Annotated in this window: 19 protein-coding genes; 15 read left to right on the top strand and 4 right to left on the bottom strand. The window is 35.8% G+C overall.

The genetic code is table 11. The annotated features are described in order from the left end of the window. Positions 1 to 7 precede the first annotated feature (7 nt). The 4 genes from HY04AAS1_RS04735 to amrB all read right to left on the bottom strand — a co-directional run bounded on the left by HY04AAS1_RS04735 (position 8) and on the right by amrB (position 3,093). Positions 8 to 1,309, bottom strand: coding sequence for an ammonium transporter (locus tag HY04AAS1_RS04735; RefSeq protein ID WP_012513979.1), 1,302 nt, complete (start codon positions 1,307 to 1,309; stop codon positions 8 to 10). Further along, the gene (locus tag HY04AAS1_RS04730) at positions 1,306 to 1,644 is read right to left on the bottom strand and encodes a P-II family nitrogen regulator (protein ID WP_012513978.1); all 339 of its coding nucleotides are present in this window, start codon (positions 1,642 to 1,644) and stop codon (positions 1,306 to 1,308) included. The genes HY04AAS1_RS04735 and HY04AAS1_RS04730 overlap by 4 nt, the downstream gene beginning before the upstream one ends. 184 nt (positions 1,645 to 1,828) lie before the next feature. Beyond that, the gene (locus tag HY04AAS1_RS04725) at positions 1,829 to 2,308 is read right to left on the bottom strand and encodes an AAA family ATPase (RefSeq protein WP_012513977.1); all 480 of its coding nucleotides are present in this window, start codon (positions 2,306 to 2,308) and stop codon (positions 1,829 to 1,831) included. Then, a complete protein-coding gene (gene amrB / locus HY04AAS1_RS04720) occupies positions 2,305 to 3,093 on the bottom strand; it encodes an AmmeMemoRadiSam system protein B (protein WP_012513976.1) in 789 nt (262 codons plus the stop codon). Before amrB ends, HY04AAS1_RS04725 begins: the two co-directional genes overlap by 4 nt. Before the next feature lie 45 nt (positions 3,094 to 3,138). Here amrB and fabZ point away from each other — a divergent pair, with 45 nt between their 5' ends. The 15 genes from fabZ (at position 3,139) to HY04AAS1_RS04645 (ending at position 15,538) form a co-directional block, all read left to right on the top strand. Further along, positions 3,139 to 3,585, top strand: a complete 447-nt coding sequence (gene fabZ / locus HY04AAS1_RS04715) for a 3-hydroxyacyl-ACP dehydratase FabZ (protein WP_012513975.1) — start codon at positions 3,139 to 3,141, stop codon at positions 3,583 to 3,585. Continuing rightward, the gene (locus tag HY04AAS1_RS04710) at positions 3,582 to 4,613 is read left to right on the top strand and encodes a biotin/lipoate A/B protein ligase family protein (protein WP_012513974.1); all 1,032 of its coding nucleotides are present in this window, start codon (positions 3,582 to 3,584) and stop codon (positions 4,611 to 4,613) included. The genes fabZ and HY04AAS1_RS04710 overlap by 4 nt, the downstream gene beginning before the upstream one ends. After that, positions 4,606 to 5,217, top strand: coding sequence for a class I SAM-dependent methyltransferase (locus tag HY04AAS1_RS04705; RefSeq protein ID WP_012513973.1), 612 nt, complete (start codon positions 4,606 to 4,608; stop codon positions 5,215 to 5,217). Before HY04AAS1_RS04710 ends, HY04AAS1_RS04705 begins: the two co-directional genes overlap by 8 nt. Before the next feature lie 4 nt (positions 5,218 to 5,221). After that, positions 5,222 to 6,643 carry a Do family serine endopeptidase gene (locus HY04AAS1_RS04700; RefSeq protein WP_012513972.1) on the top strand — a complete coding sequence of 474 codons (1,422 nt, stop codon included), beginning with the start codon at positions 5,222 to 5,224 and terminating at the stop codon, positions 6,641 to 6,643. A 21-nt stretch (positions 6,644 to 6,664) separates the two neighbouring features. Beyond that, positions 6,665 to 7,600, top strand: coding sequence for an RNA polymerase sigma factor RpoD/SigA (locus HY04AAS1_RS04695; RefSeq protein WP_012513971.1), 936 nt, complete (start codon positions 6,665 to 6,667; stop codon positions 7,598 to 7,600). After that, the gene (gene truB, locus HY04AAS1_RS04690) at positions 7,601 to 8,452 is read left to right on the top strand and encodes a tRNA pseudouridine(55) synthase TruB (protein ID WP_012513970.1); all 852 of its coding nucleotides are present in this window, start codon (positions 7,601 to 7,603) and stop codon (positions 8,450 to 8,452) included. A gap of 94 nt (positions 8,453 to 8,546) precedes the next feature. Next, positions 8,547 to 8,762, top strand: a complete 216-nt coding sequence (locus tag HY04AAS1_RS04685; RefSeq protein WP_012513969.1) for a cold-shock protein — start codon at positions 8,547 to 8,549, stop codon at positions 8,760 to 8,762. Positions 8,763 to 8,959: 197 nt separating this feature from the next. Beyond that, positions 8,960 to 10,108, top strand: a complete 1,149-nt coding sequence (gene sucC, locus HY04AAS1_RS04680) for an ADP-forming succinate--CoA ligase subunit beta (protein ID WP_012513968.1) — start codon at positions 8,960 to 8,962, stop codon at positions 10,106 to 10,108. Positions 10,109 to 10,120: 12 nt separating this feature from the next. Then, positions 10,121 to 10,996 carry a succinate--CoA ligase subunit alpha gene (gene sucD, locus HY04AAS1_RS04675; RefSeq protein WP_012513967.1) on the top strand — a complete coding sequence of 292 codons (876 nt, stop codon included), beginning with the start codon at positions 10,121 to 10,123 and terminating at the stop codon, positions 10,994 to 10,996. A 69-nt stretch (positions 10,997 to 11,065) separates the two neighbouring features. After that, on the top strand, positions 11,066 to 11,278 hold the full coding sequence (locus HY04AAS1_RS04670) for a ferredoxin (protein ID WP_012513966.1): 213 nt from the start codon (positions 11,066 to 11,068) through the stop codon (positions 11,276 to 11,278). A gap of 1 nt (position 11,279) precedes the next feature. Then, on the top strand, positions 11,280 to 12,056 hold the full coding sequence (locus HY04AAS1_RS04665; RefSeq protein ID WP_012513965.1) for an MBL fold metallo-hydrolase: 777 nt from the start codon (positions 11,280 to 11,282) through the stop codon (positions 12,054 to 12,056). Continuing rightward, a complete protein-coding gene (locus tag HY04AAS1_RS04660; protein ID WP_012513964.1) occupies positions 12,053 to 12,229 on the top strand; it encodes a hypothetical protein in 177 nt (58 codons plus the stop codon). The genes HY04AAS1_RS04665 and HY04AAS1_RS04660 overlap by 4 nt, the downstream gene beginning before the upstream one ends. 11 nt (positions 12,230 to 12,240) lie before the next feature. Next, positions 12,241 to 14,100 (top strand): APC family permease, encoded by a 1,860-nt coding sequence (locus HY04AAS1_RS04655; RefSeq protein ID WP_012513963.1) that lies wholly within the window; start codon positions 12,241 to 12,243, stop codon positions 14,098 to 14,100. Then, on the top strand, positions 14,097 to 14,837 hold the full coding sequence (locus HY04AAS1_RS04650) for a sulfite exporter TauE/SafE family protein (RefSeq protein WP_012513962.1): 741 nt from the start codon (positions 14,097 to 14,099) through the stop codon (positions 14,835 to 14,837). Before HY04AAS1_RS04655 ends, HY04AAS1_RS04650 begins: the two co-directional genes overlap by 4 nt. After that, positions 14,834 to 15,538 (top strand): polysaccharide deacetylase family protein, encoded by a 705-nt coding sequence (locus tag HY04AAS1_RS04645; protein WP_012513961.1) that lies wholly within the window; start codon positions 14,834 to 14,836, stop codon positions 15,536 to 15,538. Before HY04AAS1_RS04650 ends, HY04AAS1_RS04645 begins: the two co-directional genes overlap by 4 nt. Positions 15,539 to 15,540: the final 2 nt, after the last annotated feature.

The following is a 15,540-nucleotide window of genomic DNA, read 5'->3' as shown; positions in this document are numbered from 1 at the left end:
TAAAATGTTAGTTGTAAGCTGTTTCACCATGAGCTACTGAGTCTAAGCCTTCTATCTCCTCTTCTTTTCTTATCCTTATACCCATCGTTATATCTACTATTTTAAAGATAACAAAGCTTACCACAAAAGCGTAAATCATAGTAGATATAGATGCTATTATTTGGGCTATAAGAAGATGAGAATTTCCGTACAAAATACCTTTTTCAGAAGGGTTTATAGATGGATCTGCAAACACACCAGTTAAAATAACACCGAAGAAACTTGCTACACCATGCACTCCAAATACATCAAGAGCGTCATCGTAACCAAGCTTTGGTTTTAGCCAAGATACCGCAAGCACAGGCAATACACCAGCCAATATACCTATAACCATAGCACCCATGATGTTTACATAACCAGAAGCAGGGGTTATACCAGCCAAACCTGCTATGGCACCAGAGGCTATACCGAGCGTTGTGGGTTTTCCGTGGATCTTCCATTCTGTTATCATCCAGGATATAGCCGCTATGGCTCCGGCTGTGTTTGTTACAAGCCATGCACTTGAAGCTATGCCATCAGCTGCCACTTCTGAACCAGCGTTAAAACCAAACCATCCAAACCAAAGAAGACCAGCCCCAAGCACAGTATAAGCTACGTTGTTTGGCACAAGCTGTGTATTTTTACGTTTACCAAGCACAAGAGCACCGGCAAGACCACCAAAACCAGCAGTTATATGGATAACGATACCACCTGCAAAATCAACAGCTCCAAGCTTAGCTAACCATCCACCTCCCCATACCCAGTGAGCCACAGGAACATACACAAATGAAATACAAAGAGGCACTATCACAAGCCATGCACTAAACTTTAGCCTTTCTATCAAAGAACCACTTATCAAAGCCACAGCTATAGCAGCAAAAGCTAATTGAAATCCAGCGTATATAAACTCAGGTATATTGGTAGATGGATGAATCGTGTTAGATGTCACTCCGTTCATAAAAAGATATTGCAAATTACCGATGATACCGTGCACATCTGCACCGAAGGCAAGAGAGTAAGCGTAAAGTACCCATATGACACTTGTTATAGCATAAGCCATAAAACTAAGGGCTATGGTGTTTAAAAGATCTTTTTTCTTTGCCATACCACCGTAGAAAAACGCCAAGCCTGGTATGGTCATAAGCATAACCAAAGAGCTTGCTACCAGCATCCACGCTGTATCACCGTGGTTTAGCTTTGGCGCCGTATCGGCAAAAGCGCTTCCTGTAAGAAGCAGAAAACCTAACCCGACTTTTTTAAGCATATCTATACCTCCTTTAAAAGTTTTCATATGGCGCTTTCTCCTCTTTCACCGGTCCTTATTCTTACCGTTTCCTCTACGTTGTAGATAAAAATCTTTCCATCGCCCACCTTACCAGTCTGGGCAGATTTTAGGATGGTCTGTACCACCTTTTCCACTTCGGAATCTTTGACCACCGTTTCTATCTTGATCTTTGGTAGAAAATCAATAACGTACTCGGTGGCCCTGTAGATTTCCGTTTTGCCTTTTTGCTGGCCAAAGCCCTTCACCTCGGTGATAGTCATACCACCGATGCCTATCTCCACCAGTGCATCCTTGACTTCATCAAGCTTAAAAGGCTTGATGATAGCCTCAACCTTCTTCATAAGCTACCTCCTAAAAAGTTTTCTAAATATGGTATAGCAAATTTTATACCATCTACAAAATTGTTGATATTTCTGGGAATTACTGAAATGCTATTTTGCACTGATTGTAAATATGTTTACAAAAATGTTAACAATTGACAAGTTATAAATATTACGAACGGATGCATTGAAAGATTTAATATATTCAAGCTTTTATTTTATTTATTAAGCTTTTTAAAAGTAAGCTTATGTCTTCTTTTCCATTGTTTTCAACGCTTATTAGTCTATCTGGTGGAATCTCGTCTGGGGGTTCAAAAGAGGCTTTTTGCATAAGATAGATATTAAAATCTGCATCAGATATATCTTTTCTCGTTTGAAGCCTTTGTTTTATGATGTTTTCATCGGCTTTTATTAAAATAAAATAATACTCATCGGGGAAGTTATCTACAACGAGTTTTCTTTGCCATTTTTTAAGAAACGTTGCATCCAAAATGGCATCTTTGTGCTCTTTTGCCCTTTTTATAAGCTCTTCGTAGACTTTTTTGGTGGTTTCTTCATCGTAAAAGCTTCCAAACAAAGATTTTCTAATGGCGTCTGAGCGCAGCCAATAAAAGCCAAGACCTTCTAAAATGGATGCAATGTAGGATTTACCACTTCCAGAAAAGCCTATGGTGGCTATTTTCATTCAAAGATAACACCAAGGTATGCCACTACTTTTTCAAAATCTTTTGTGACCATACCAGAATTTGTATATTCCACCGCATAAGCTTTTTTCACTTTATCCTTTAGGGCTTCTATGGCCACTGCTGCCGGTATAAACCCGCACATTGTGATGTTGTATTGGATAGCTCTTCTGTAGAGCTCTTTGGAATCTAACCTTGATATAGTATCGTAAAGAAAGCTATCTTTTTTCTGGGCCTCTTCTTGGGATATATAGTGAGACATATCAGAGCTAACTAATATGAGGGTATCATCATCTACAAAAGACGATAAGAATTTACCAAATTTTACTATAGTCTCATAATCTAAAAACCCCAATATCATAGGTACTATAGTAAAATCTTTAAAATACACCTGTAAAAAAGGAAGTTGTACTTCTAAAGAATGCTCTTTTATATGGGCTTTGGGTTCTATCTCTATACCAAAAGAGGCTATCTTGTCTCGTAGTTCTTTGTTTATAGGTACTTCCCCAAGGGGCGTTTTCCAGGCATCCGAGCTGTCTATTGATATTACTGGGCCTTGGCCGGTGTGGTTTGGCCCCATCATTATGATGTTTTTCTTTGGTTTTAGTCTTTTATAAACACTACAAGCCGTATGCCCAGAGTATATATAACCAGCATGTGGTACTATGACACCTTTTGCATCTACATCTTGGATAACCTCGTTTTCACATACCAAGTTTATGGCTTGTAAAAGTATATCCTTATCCCCCGGATAAAAAAGTCCAGCTACAGCTTCTTCTCTAACCATAAAAATATTATATAATAAAATATCTAATTTAATTGGAGGCAAGATATGGATGTCTTAGAAATTATGAAGATAATACCACACAGATATCCGCTTCTATTGGTGGATAAGATATTGGAGATGGAGCTTGGAAAACGTATAGTTGGACTTAAAAACGTGAGTGTGAACGAACCTTTTTTCCAAGGGCATTTTCCAGGTTATCCTTTGATGCCGGGAGTTCTTATGCTTGAGGCTATGGCCCAAGTGGGCGGAATATTGATGATAAAAAGTCTTGGGCTTGAAATAGGAAAATATGCGGTGGTGTTTGCCGGTATAGATGAAGCGAGGTTTAAAAGGCCAGTATACCCAGGAGACCAGCTTATAATGGAACTTGAAACCATATCTCTTAAAAAAACCATATCAAAAATGAAAGGTACTGCCACAGTAAACAACCAGGTAGTGGCGGAGGCGATTTTAATGGCAGCTGCCAGAGAGCTTGAATCTATCAAGAAATGAGGGTTTTGTACACTTTTAATAAACCTTGGTATTACCATATGGCTCTTGACTCTGTTTTACTTTCTTTAAAAGCCCAAAACAAAATACCAAATACGCTTAGATTTTTAAGCTTTGATCCAGAATGTGTACTCATAGGTTATCATCAAAATCCCTATGATGAGGTAAATTTAGAGCTTTGTGAGTCTCTAAACATAGATATAGGAAGAAGAAGAACAGGGGGCGGTGCTATATATTTTAACAAAGCTCAAATAGGATGGGAAATAGTAGCCTCTTTAAAGGACTTTAATATAAAAAATTACGAAGAGCTTTCTCAATACATGTGTGAAAAAGTGGCAAAGGCTTTGTCAAGTTTTGGTCTAAACGCCAAATATAGACCAAGAAACGACATCGAGATAAACTCCAAAAAAATATCTGGTACTGGCGGTGTTCTACAAGATGGGGCTTTTTTGTATCAAGGTACTATACTTATAGATTTTGATCCAGACAAAATGGCCTCTTTGTTAAAAATACCTTACGAAAAGCTCCAAGACAAAAATATATCTTCTGCCAAAGAAAGAGTTACATCTTTAAAGCAAGAACTTGGTTATGCTCCATCTTTTGAAGATATTGCAAAAGCCATAGAAAAAGAATTTGAAGAGTTTGGTTTAGAACAAGAAGATTTAACACAAGAAGAGATTAAACTTTTAGATGAGATTTCTAACAAATTAAACTCAAAAGAATGGATATTTGAAAATGAGATTGCAGATAAGCTTATAAGCACAAAAACCATACGTACCAAAGCAGGGACTTTTAAAATAAGTTTTAAAATAGATAAATCTAAAAGGCTTTTAGAATATATAATTATAAATGGAGACTTTTTTGCCACACCACCAAGTGCCATCAAGGATTTAGAAAGCTACCTTAAATTTTCTTACTTTGATGAGATAAAACAAAAGATAAAAACATTTTTTGATAATACAAACCTAAAAATTTCTTTTATGACAGATGAAGAGTTGTCGGATATTATTTTAAAAATTATAAATGAATAAAACCTTATACGAAAAATATGCCGTTGTACAAAAACAAGCGGCAGATAACCTTTTAGAAATTATAAAACATTTAGAATACGAAAATGCTCTTGATGTAGGAGCTGGGACTGGATTTTTGACTAAACACCTAAATAGATGTATGGCTATTGATATTGATAAAAGCCTAAAAACTTGTCATAAAAACTTCTTTGTAGGAAGCGCTGAAGAACTACCTTTTAAAGATGAGAGCTTTGATATGGTAATTAGCAATTTTGCTTTGCATTTATGCAACACAGAGCTATCTATAAAAGAGATGATTAGGGTATCAAAAAAATATGTAGCTTGCTCTTTGCCGGTAAGGGGGAGTTTAGAAAATTGGATATACGAATTTCCAGATGAGAATAGAGTTTTTGAGCTTTTAAAATCAAAAAATATAAAAGTATTTGAAAAAAGAGTATACTATCTTGATTTTACAAAGCTTGAATTACTTAAGTTTATTAATAAGACTGGCAAACCAAAGAAAAAATATAGCAATTATTTCATTAGTAAATCACAGATAAAGGATACATTATTAAAAATAGAAAATCCTTCTTTTGTTGTGTTATCATTTTTAATAGAGGTGTGAAGACATGAGAAAAATTTTTGCAATATTATCTGTATTTGCCCTTTTGTTTTTCACAAACTCCTGTGTGAAGAAAAGTAGAGTAGAACAAGCTACCTCGACTCAGCAACCGTCTAGCCAGTACCAACTCAAATTAAATGTACCAGTATTGGCACAGATGCAAGATGAACTTGTGCAGATTGTAAAAAGAGTCTCTCCTTCTGTGGTAACGATATTTTCTACCCAAGAGGTAAACGTACCGCTTTTTCCACAAATACCTGGTTTTGACCTTCCAACACCTTCGATACCACAAGAAACAAAGGCTCTTGGGTCCGGTGTTATATTTGAATACAACAAGCAAAACGATACGTTTTTTATACTTACAAACAACCATGTTATAGCTCATAGCAAAAGCGTAGTGGTGAATTTTGGAAAAAATGAACAGCATCAAGCTAAAGTATTAGGTGCAGATCCAAAAACAGATTTGGCAGTATTAGAAGTTAGTGCAAAGGGGATAAAAGATCCAGATTCAAGAGTGGCAACGCTTGGTAATTCAGATACACTCCAAGTGGGCCAAATCGTGCTAGCTATAGGTAATCCTTATGGCCTAGATAGGACTGTGACGATGGGGGTTATATCTGCTTTACATAGGAGTATAGGTTTAACTCAATATGAAAATTACATACAAACGGATGCTGCTATAAACCCAGGCAACAGCGGCGGGCCTCTTGTAAATATACAAGGCCAGGTAATAGGTATAAACTCTGCTATGGTAGAAGGCGGTCAAGGTCTTGGCTTTGCCATCCCTATAAATTTAGCAAAATGGGTATCTTCTCAAATTATAAAACATGGTTCTGTTACAAGGGGATGGATAGGTGTGATGATACAACAAGTTACGCCAAGCTTAGCAAAAGCTCTAAAAGTTCAAAACGGTGCTGTGGTAGTTCAAGTTATGCCAAATGGCCCTGCAGATAAAGCTGGTATAAAAGTGGGTGATGTTATAGTAGGTATAGACAACGAAAATATAAGCACTATACAACAGCTGCAATTTAAAGTGATGGAGACAAAACCTGGTACTACTCTCACATTTCACATAATAAGAAATGGAAAGCCCATGGACTTAAAAGTAACTATAGGGAAAATGCCTACAAACCCAACGTCTGTTAGTGAAACTCAAACTACCACAGACCTTGGCATATCTGTAGCAAACCTAACTCCACAACAGATGCAAACTTACGGCGGTGGTGTTTATGTGGTAAGCGTAGGCCCAAACAGTCCAGCAGCTAGTTCTCTTCAGCCTGGAGACGTGATACTAATGGTAAACAACCATCCTGTGAACTCTGTAAATGATTTTAAATCGCTTGTATCTCAATATGTAAAATCTGGATATGTGTTGTTTTTGGTGGCAAGGGATGGGCAAAGATTTTACGTAAGTATACAAACAAGGTGAAACATACATAAGGGGTTTATTATGTATTCTGATAGTGAACAAGAGATTATCAATCAATATATGAAGCGAGTCTCTAGTGTAAAGCTTTTAACGCCTCAAGAAGAAAAAGAATTTGCCAAAAGAGCGAAAGCTGGTGATAAGGAAGCCTTAAAAGCTTTAGTAGAAGCAAACCTAAGATTTGTGGTAAGCGTAGCAAAGCAGTATATGGGGTATGGCATACCTTTGTCTGAGTTAATAGCGGCTGGAAACTTGGGTCTTTTAGAAGCGGCTACGAGGTTTGATCCAGATAAAAACGTAAAATTTATATCTTATGCTGTATGGTGGGTAAGACAAGCTATAATGCAAGCTTTGTCTCAACAAACCGGAGCTGTGAGAATACCTGTAAAGCACTCTCATCTTATAAGTGCAGTGGGTCTTGCTTACAATGAGCTTTTAAAAGAGCTTGAAAGAGAACCTACTTATAAAGAAATAGCAGATTATATAAACAAAAAGAATATTATTAGAGAGTTTAAAAAAGAAACCGGTTTTGCGCCTACGGAAGAGGAGCTAGAGCAATCGATGACCCAAGAGCATAAATATACCGTAACTGAAGAGGATGTAAAAAAATGTCTTCAGATATGTAAAACACCTCTTTCTTTGGATACGCCTGTGGGGGATAATCCAGATACTCTTTTTGTTGACCTTCTTAGCATATCTGACACAGACGAGATAGAAGAGGGTGTTATAAAAGATGTATTGGAAAAGGAATTGCACGATATAATCAGTAAACTTCCGGAGAAGGAAAGAAAAGTCCTTGAGCTAAGGTATGGTCTAAACGGCAATGAACCTCTAACGCTGAGAGAGATAGGAGATGCTTTGGGTATTTCAAGGGAAAGGGTAAGGCAGTTAGAAACAAGAGCTATTAAAAAACTAAGAAGTTTTGCTTTAAAAAGACATTTAAAAGATTTCTTAAGTTAGATGGATGGTTTTTATATAGGCTATAAGCCGGTTGGTATATCATCTTCAAAATTTGTGCTTGATATATCTAAAAGCCTAAATACAAAAGCAGGACATACTGGTACGCTTGATTTAGAAGCAGAAGGTATAATGATAATAGCTCTTGGGCAAGCCACCAAGTATACGCAATACTTCAATGTGCTCCCAAAAATTTACGAGACAAAAGGTATGCTTGGTATAAAAACAGACACCCAGGATATCTCAGGAAATGTTATTCAGAAAATAGAAGATGTAAATATAACCTGTGAAGAGCTAAAAAGCACCATTGAAAAATTCAAAGGCAAAATAACCCAAATACCCCCCATCTACTCCGCTAAAAAGATAAACGGTAAAAAAGCTTACAAATTAGCAAGAAAAAACCAAGTCCAAAGCATAGAGCTAAAACCTATAACGGTGAATGTTTACAGTATTGAGCTTTTAGAATGCAACATACCTGAGTTTTATACAAAAGCTGTTGTTTCAACGGGGACTTACATAAGGACGTTGATAAACGATATAGGAGATACTCTAAAAGTGGGTGCTACTACGCTTATTATAAAGCGTACCGCCGTAGGTAAATTTGGCAATGAAAGCGTAGGTAAGATTTATTCTATTGAAGATGGTCTTTATTTTATACCGTCTTTACTATTAAAAGATGATATCGTTAGGCGTTTAAAGCATGGTAAAGTAATAAAATATGAAGCAAAAGACGGCGTATATAAACTTTTATCGGAAGATGGAATGTTTCACGGCGTTGTAGAGGTAAAAGATAATGTTCTAAAAGCTTTAAGAATGCAAAGCCAAGAAGATAAAAATCATATTGACAAAATATAAAAATATGTTATTATTAAAAGCAAGAGATTAAGGTATATTTGAATATAACAATTCAAGTATCCCAGAGTCTCAAACTTTAGGAGGTTTTAGTTCCATGGGCATCACAGGCACAGTTAAGTGGTTCAGCAAAGAAAAAGGTTATGGATTCCTCACAAGGGATGATAACCAAGGCGACGTTTTCGTTCATTTCTCAGCAATCGACCCAAATAGACAAGGTTTCAAAACTTTGGTTCAGGGGCAAAGAGTTGAATTTGAGGTAGACCAAGATTCAAAAGGTCCAAGGGCAAAAAACGTTCGCGTTTTATCTTAAGTGATATAAAATCCTATGCCCTTGCTTTTAGCGGGGGCATACGGATCTTTCAACTTTATATAAAGAATAAATAATTTATTCAAAATCGATATTTAAAGTATATAAAAACTTCTTTAATCAAATTAAATCAAAACTTTGTTAAAATCAAAATATAACCTCTGATATAATATTAGTTTAATCTTAGCTGGAGGTTTTCTATGAAATTACATGAGCATCAATCTAAGGAATTGCTCAAGAAATATGGCTTACCAGTGCCAGAAGGGTATGCTGCTTTTAACGTTAAAGAAGCAAAAGAAGCAGCTCAGGCTTTGGGAGGTTATCCATTGGTGGTAAAAGCCCAGATTCATTGTGGCGCCAGAGGAAAAGCTGGTGGAGTAAAGATAGTAAAATCCGATGAAGAACTGGAAGCGTTTTCAGAAGCTATACTTGGTAAAATCTTAAAAACGGTTCAATGTCCAAATGGAAAAGTGGTTTCAAGGCTTTTAATAGAAAAAGCAACCCCTATAGAAAAAGAGTTTTATCTTAGCATTACATTAGATAGGTCGAATTCAAAGATACTTATAATGGCTTCTAAAGAAGGTGGTATGGAGATAGAGGAGTTATCTAAAGAAAAACCAGATGCAATAATAAAAGAGTATGTGGACCCAGTTCTTGGTATAATGCCTTATCAGACTAGAAAACTCTCTTTTGCACTTGGTTTAAATCCATCTTTGTTTGGTAAAATAGTTTCAAAGCTATATCAAGCTTATATGGATTTGGATGCTTCTTTGTTAGAGATAAATCCTCTTGTACTTACAAAAGACGGAGATATAGTGCTTTTGGATGCAAAGGTAGAAATAGATGATAATGCAGCTTTTAGACACAAAGATATAGAAGAGCTTGAAGATATCACTCAAATAGACCCGCTTGAAGTGGAAGCCAAAAAATACGGTTTAAATTATATAAAGCTTGAGGGTAATATAGGATGTATGGTAAATGGAGCTGGGCTTGCCATGACTACTATGGATATTATTAAATTGGCTGGTGGGGCACCTGCAAACTTCCTTGATGTAGGAGGTGGTGCTTCTGTGGAGCAAATAGCCAACGCTTTTAGGATACTCACATCCGATGAAAATGTAAAAGCAGTTTTTATAAATATATTTGGCGGGATACTAAGATGTGATAGATTGGCCAATGGACTTATAGAAGCGGCAAAGATCGTCAATATAAAAATCCCTGTAGTGGTAAGGTTAGAGGGCACAAACGTAGAAGAAGGAAGAAAACTCTTAAAAGAATCTGGCTTAAACTTTGAGAGTGCTGTAGATATGTGGGACGGCGCTCAGAAAGCTATAAAACTTGCACAATAAAGGAGGTTTTGTATGTCTATATTGGTGAATAAAAATACAAAAGTGGTAGTTCAAGGTATAACTGGTAAAGAAGGTTCTTTCCATGCTATACAATGTAAAAACTATGGCACACAAGTAGTAGCTGGAGTAACCCCAGGCAAAGAAGGTATAGAGGTAGAAGGTATACCAGTTTTTAACACGGTAGAAAATGCGGTGAAAAACACCGGAGCTAACTGCTCTTTGATCTTTGTCCCACCACCTTTTGCAGCAGATGCTATAGTAGAAGCAGCAGATGCTGGTATTGAGCTTATAATATGTATAACAGAAGGTATACCAGTAAAAGATATGATACCTGTAAAATACTATCTTAAGAAAAATTATCCCAATACAAAGCTAATAGGTCCAAATTGTCCTGGGGCTATTACACCCCAAGAGGCAAAAGTAGGGATTATGCCAGGGCATATTTTCAAAAAAGGTAACGTTGGTATAGTCTCAAGAAGTGGTACCTTGACTTACGAAGCGGCTTTTCAGCTTTCAAACCTAAATATAGGCCAATCAAGCGCCATAGGTATAGGAGGAGATCCAGTACATGGTTTATCGCACAAAGATGTGGTGGCTATGTTTAACGAAGACCAAGAGACAAAAGCTATACTCATGATAGGCGAGATAGGCGGCACATCAGAAGAAGAGGCAGCCGAATATATAGCCTCTAACGTTAAAAAACCGGTATTTGCTTATATAGCCGGTATTACGGCTCCGCCAGGTAAACGCATGGGGCATGCTGGCGCTATTATAAGCGGTGGCAAGGGAACAGCTGAATCTAAAATGAAGGCTTTGAAGGAAGCTAATGTGACTGTGATAGAAAATCCAGCTTTTATAGGTAAAGTTATTGCTGATGCATTATCATGATTAAAAAGGTAGCAAAAATTAACAGATTGTTATATTATAATAAGACTATTTTTAAGGAGGTATTTCGTTATGGAAAAAATTGTCAAAACCATAGTTGACCCTGATCTATGCACAGCCTGTGAGGTGTGCTATGATAGGGTTCCAGAGATATATAAAAACCGCGGAGACGGTATAGCTGAAGTTGTTAAATCAGATGTACCGCCAGAGCTTCAAGATGCGGTTTTAGAAGTAACGGATGAGTGCCCAAGCGGTGCTATATCTACAGAAGTAATAGAAGAATGATATCTCAGAAAGGAGATTTTTTATAGAAATATATTTTGTAGGCACGGCCGGGGGCCGTGTTTCTACTTTTAAATATATAAGAAAATCAGGTGGTTTTATCATAAAAGCCAGAAACACAACAGCTCACATAGACCCTGGTCCTGGAGCCTTCTTAAATATTTTATCTCTTGGTTTTAAACCTTGGGATATGGATATATTTATCCTTTCTCATATTCACTTAGACCATTCGGCGGATATAAATACGATGGTTGAGTCTGCTAAAGTAGGTACAAAAGAATCCAATAAACAATTAGCAATAGGTGCACCAGAAGATGCTTTTTATGGAAACACAAAAGTTATATTAGATTTTATACTCAAAAAAATTGATAAACATTTTATTTTCAAAGAGAAGGCTAGCTATATGTGGAAAGACTTAAAAGTGGATATATTGAAAAAGCATACTCACCATGGTGCCATAACGTATGGTATCGTTTTTAACGATATAATAGCATATCATCCATGTGCAAAGTTTGAACCGCATATAGTAGAGTATTATCCAAAAAATGTAGAAGTGCTTATTTTAAATACGACTTTTTATAGACAAAAGCAAAATATAGACCATCTTTGTAAAGATGATGTCATTGAGATAATAAATATAGTAAAACCAAAAATGGCTATTATCACTCATTTTGCTTCAGACATGATTGAGGCTGGTCCAGAGAATGTGGCAAAAGAAATAGAAGATAAAACAAATGTAAAAACTATAGCTGCCTTTGACGGTGCTAAAATAATATTATGAATTTTTTAAAAAAACTTTCAAATCCAAGAGTAGTTACTATAATAGCTATAGTTTATGGGCTTTTAATAGTAATATTAAAACCATACATAAGCAGTTCTCAGTTTATTTTTGGTGTTATAACGGAGACGATACTTATAGGCTTACTAATATTTATGGATGTGTTTAAGAAATAGAAGGGGCAAATATGAGGATAGTGGCGGTATCGTTGGCAGTTTTATTTGTCAGTTTGGTCTTGTTTTTTCTTACAAGAAAAAGAGAATATCTTTATTACACTAAAAAAGGTAAATTATGGTTAGGTTTCGCCGGAGTTGCGGTTATTACCATGATGGACGAGCTCACCAGCATATTTTATGCACCTGGTGAGGCTTTTAGATTTATAGGTTATAAGTCCATTACATATCTTTCGCTCACATCGCTATTGATATTTTTATACTCTCTTACCATGACCGAAATAGCTGAGATACTTGAAAACAACAAGATAAAAGGAGGAGGGGTCTATAGCTTTTCCTATTTTGTATTTGGTGCTACAGCGTCTTTTATAGCGGCAGGCTCTATTATAGTAGACTATGTAAATACAGCTGTTATTTCTTCAATAAGTGCTGTGGAGAATTTAAACTTTTTTTTTCATTGGCCACTTATATTTAAGCTTGGTTTAGAGCTTCTGATAATATGGTTGATAGCGGGTTTAAATCTCGTAGGGGCAAGAGAAAATGCAAAAGTAACATACGTTTTGTTTGGGATAACAGCTTACGTGCTTTCAATTTTGGCTTTTTTAGGTATATCTCAGTTAGACCATACTCAAATTCATAGAGCTGTAACATCTTATAAAACAACACTTTCGGAAGATTTCTTAACTTTAGATCCTGTAAAGACTATAGAACTTATATCCATTGGATTTGGATCAACGATTTTGGCTTACTCTGGTATAGAATCCGTGCTTCAAACCCACAAGTTGGTGGAAAATTGGAAAACTATATATAAAGCTTATATTATGCTTGGGTTAACAGTAGGGATATTTACACCTTTAATAGGCACATTAGCTTTGGCAAAGGTAGAAAATCCATTGGATCATGTGGATGATCTTATAACTTACTACTCTAAACTAGTGGGAACAAATATAATGGCTATAGCGGTTGTTATACTTGCTTCCTTGACCCTTGCTTTTGCTGTAAATACTGCCTTGGTAGGTGCTACAGAATTAATATCTACAATGGCTGATAATCATAAAGCTTATTGGATATCTACCACCAACAAGTTTCACGCTCATCACCGCATCATAATCTTTATGAGCGTATTTTTCTCATTTATAGTGCTAATCACTCAGGGAAACCAAGATATAGTTGCCGATATGTACGCCATAGGGCTTATAGCAACGTTTGTTATAAACACAGGTACTATAATACTTTATAAAGTTATAAGAGGAAGCGCACAAACCAAAGAATACAGAACTGGTATATTTAGAAATTTAATACTATTTATAGTGTTTTTATCAACATTTATTTATATAGTCATTCACAAGCCTTACGGTACTCTTATGTGGACGTCTGTGGTGTTATTTTTCATCATAGCTGGAAATATTGTAACTCGTATTAAAACCACCGAAGAAGAAGAAAAGATGGCCCAGATAGATAAATATGCTGATGTATTAGATTATATAGGTTCTTTGTCGAAAGATAAGCCAATTCATATATATTTTAGAAGACCTTCTGAAAATGTATACGAGATAGGTGAAAATATGATATATATAACATTTTTCTTTCTGAGACAAAAAAGGCCACCTAAAAAACTTTTTAAAAGCCATTTTATATTGCCAGTAAATGCTTTTTGGGGGATAGGCTATAGCTCTAAAAAACTTTTAGAGGATATAAACAATCAGTATAAAGATAAAGTTTTCAACATACATTTTGGATGGCCTTTGTCTTCTTGGTTTGAGCGTATATTTACAGGCGTTATGGTATACAACATATTACAATTGCCAAAACAATTTCCAAATTGGAACTTTTTTATAGAATATAGAGCCGGTACTTATAAACCGAAAAAATGATACATTACGCTTTAGCATTTTTTTCATCTTTGTTTGCCGGTGGTATCAATGCTGTAGCAGGTGGGGGTACTTTAATAAGCTTTCCTACGCTTATAGAACTTGGCTTATCTTCAAAGCTATCAAACACAACAAACACCGTTGCTCTGTGGACTGGTTCACTGCTTGGAGCGATAGGTTATAAAAGCTATTTTAAAGATGCCTTGCCTAATATCAAAAAGCTTTTCATACCGTCTTTGATAGGTGGTATATTGGGTGGTTTTTTGCTTTTGTATACACCTCAAAAAACTTTTAACTTCATAGTCCCTTTTCTTATACTGTTTGCTGCGATATTGTTTAGTTTTGGGCCAAAAATATCAAGATTTACTTCTCGTATAAAAGCTAGATACGTATTTTTAATACAGCTTATAACTGCTATTTACGGCGGATACTTTGGTGCCGGTATGGGTATAGTGATGCTTGGAAGTATTACAGCTATTGGCATTGATGATATACATATAGCAAATACGATAAAAAATACGTTGGCTTTTTTGATAAACTTAAGCGCTGCGTTTTTGTTTATTGCATACGGGAAAGTAGAATGGCACTATGCTATACTTATGATGATAGGCTTTGCCGTTGGTGGATTGATGTCTTCTTTGATATCTCAAAAAATAGAGAGAAAGTATATCAGGCTTTTCATAAATATAGTAGGGTATTTTTTGGCAATATATTACTTTTTAAAGATATATATTATATGAGTATAAAAGCGTTGATGTATCACAGCGTAGGAATACCACCAAAGGAAGCTTTGCTGAAAAGCTTGTATACAAACCCAAGGCTTTTTGAAAAACAAATTAAAATCTTAAAAGTTTTAGGTTTTAAAAGTATCACTTCCGATGAAATTGTAGATTTTGTAAAAGGTAAAGATTTAAAGAAAAACGTATGTATAACCTTTGATGATGCTTACAAAGATATTTTTGAAAACGCCTTACCTATACTTAAAAAATATGATTTTAAAGCGATTGTATTTGTGCCGGTTGGTCTTGTAGGGGAATACAACAAATGGGATGCAGATAGATTAAATGTCAAAAAACCGATAGCCTCGTGGGAAGATATAAAGTCTGCCCTAAAAGAGGGTTTTGAGATTGGTTCTCATACGATCACTCATATGCCTCTTACTCATCTTGATACTAAAAGCCTAAAACAAGAAGTAGAGCTATCTAAAAAAATACTAGAAGATAAGCTTGACGTAGAGATAAAAACTTTTTGCTATCCATACGGGGATTACGATGAAAGGATAATGGATGCTGTGAAAGAGGCTGGATATAAGTTAGCTTTTAGCGTGGATTCTGGTCATATAAAAAGAGGTGATAACCTTTACAATCTAAAAAGACTTCACATGAGATACAACACCAACGTTTTTAGGCTTTTATTAAAATTATCAAGTTTGTATAAATAAAC

The organism is Hydrogenobaculum sp. Y04AAS1, assembly GCF_000020785.1.
In the GTDB taxonomy this organism is placed as follows: Bacteria; Aquificota; Aquificia; order Aquificales; family Aquificaceae; genus Hydrogenobaculum.
The sequence above is the reverse complement of the archived record's forward strand: the minus strand, read 5'-3'. Positions and strand labels throughout refer to the sequence as shown.

Excerpts from the sequence above, each read along its gene's own strand:
- HY04AAS1_RS04735 (WP_012513979.1), bottom strand. The coding sequence starts at position 1,309 with ATGAAAACTTTTAAAGGAGGTATAGATATGCTTAAAAAAGTCGGGTTA.
- HY04AAS1_RS04730 (WP_012513978.1), bottom strand. The coding sequence starts at position 1,644 with ATGAAGAAGGTTGAGGCTATCATCAAGCCTTTTAAGCTTGATGAAGTC.
- HY04AAS1_RS04725 (WP_012513977.1), bottom strand. The coding sequence starts at position 2,308 with ATGAAAATAGCCACCATAGGCTTTTCTGGAAGTGGTAAATCCTACATT.
- amrB (WP_012513976.1), bottom strand. The coding sequence starts at position 3,093 with ATGGTTAGAGAAGAAGCTGTAGCTGGACTTTTTTATCCGGGGGATAAG.
- fabZ (WP_012513975.1), top strand. The coding sequence starts at position 3,139 with ATGGATGTCTTAGAAATTATGAAGATAATACCACACAGATATCCGCTT.
- HY04AAS1_RS04710 (WP_012513974.1), top strand. The coding sequence starts at position 3,582 with ATGAGGGTTTTGTACACTTTTAATAAACCTTGGTATTACCATATGGCT.
- HY04AAS1_RS04705 (WP_012513973.1), top strand. The coding sequence starts at position 4,606 with ATGAATAAAACCTTATACGAAAAATATGCCGTTGTACAAAAACAAGCG.
- HY04AAS1_RS04700 (WP_012513972.1), top strand. The coding sequence starts at position 5,222 with ATGAGAAAAATTTTTGCAATATTATCTGTATTTGCCCTTTTGTTTTTC.
- HY04AAS1_RS04695 (WP_012513971.1), top strand. The coding sequence starts at position 6,665 with ATGTATTCTGATAGTGAACAAGAGATTATCAATCAATATATGAAGCGA.
- truB (WP_012513970.1), top strand. The coding sequence starts at position 7,601 with ATGGATGGTTTTTATATAGGCTATAAGCCGGTTGGTATATCATCTTCA.
- HY04AAS1_RS04685 (WP_012513969.1), top strand. The coding sequence starts at position 8,547 with ATGGGCATCACAGGCACAGTTAAGTGGTTCAGCAAAGAAAAAGGTTAT.
- sucC (WP_012513968.1), top strand. The coding sequence starts at position 8,960 with ATGAAATTACATGAGCATCAATCTAAGGAATTGCTCAAGAAATATGGC.
- sucD (WP_012513967.1), top strand. The coding sequence starts at position 10,121 with ATGTCTATATTGGTGAATAAAAATACAAAAGTGGTAGTTCAAGGTATA.
- HY04AAS1_RS04670 (WP_012513966.1), top strand. The coding sequence starts at position 11,066 with ATGGAAAAAATTGTCAAAACCATAGTTGACCCTGATCTATGCACAGCC.
- HY04AAS1_RS04660 (WP_012513964.1), top strand. The coding sequence starts at position 12,053 with ATGAATTTTTTAAAAAAACTTTCAAATCCAAGAGTAGTTACTATAATA.
- HY04AAS1_RS04655 (WP_012513963.1), top strand. The coding sequence starts at position 12,241 with ATGAGGATAGTGGCGGTATCGTTGGCAGTTTTATTTGTCAGTTTGGTC.
- HY04AAS1_RS04650 (WP_012513962.1), top strand. The coding sequence starts at position 14,097 with ATGATACATTACGCTTTAGCATTTTTTTCATCTTTGTTTGCCGGTGGT.
- HY04AAS1_RS04645 (WP_012513961.1), top strand. The coding sequence starts at position 14,834 with ATGAGTATAAAAGCGTTGATGTATCACAGCGTAGGAATACCACCAAAG.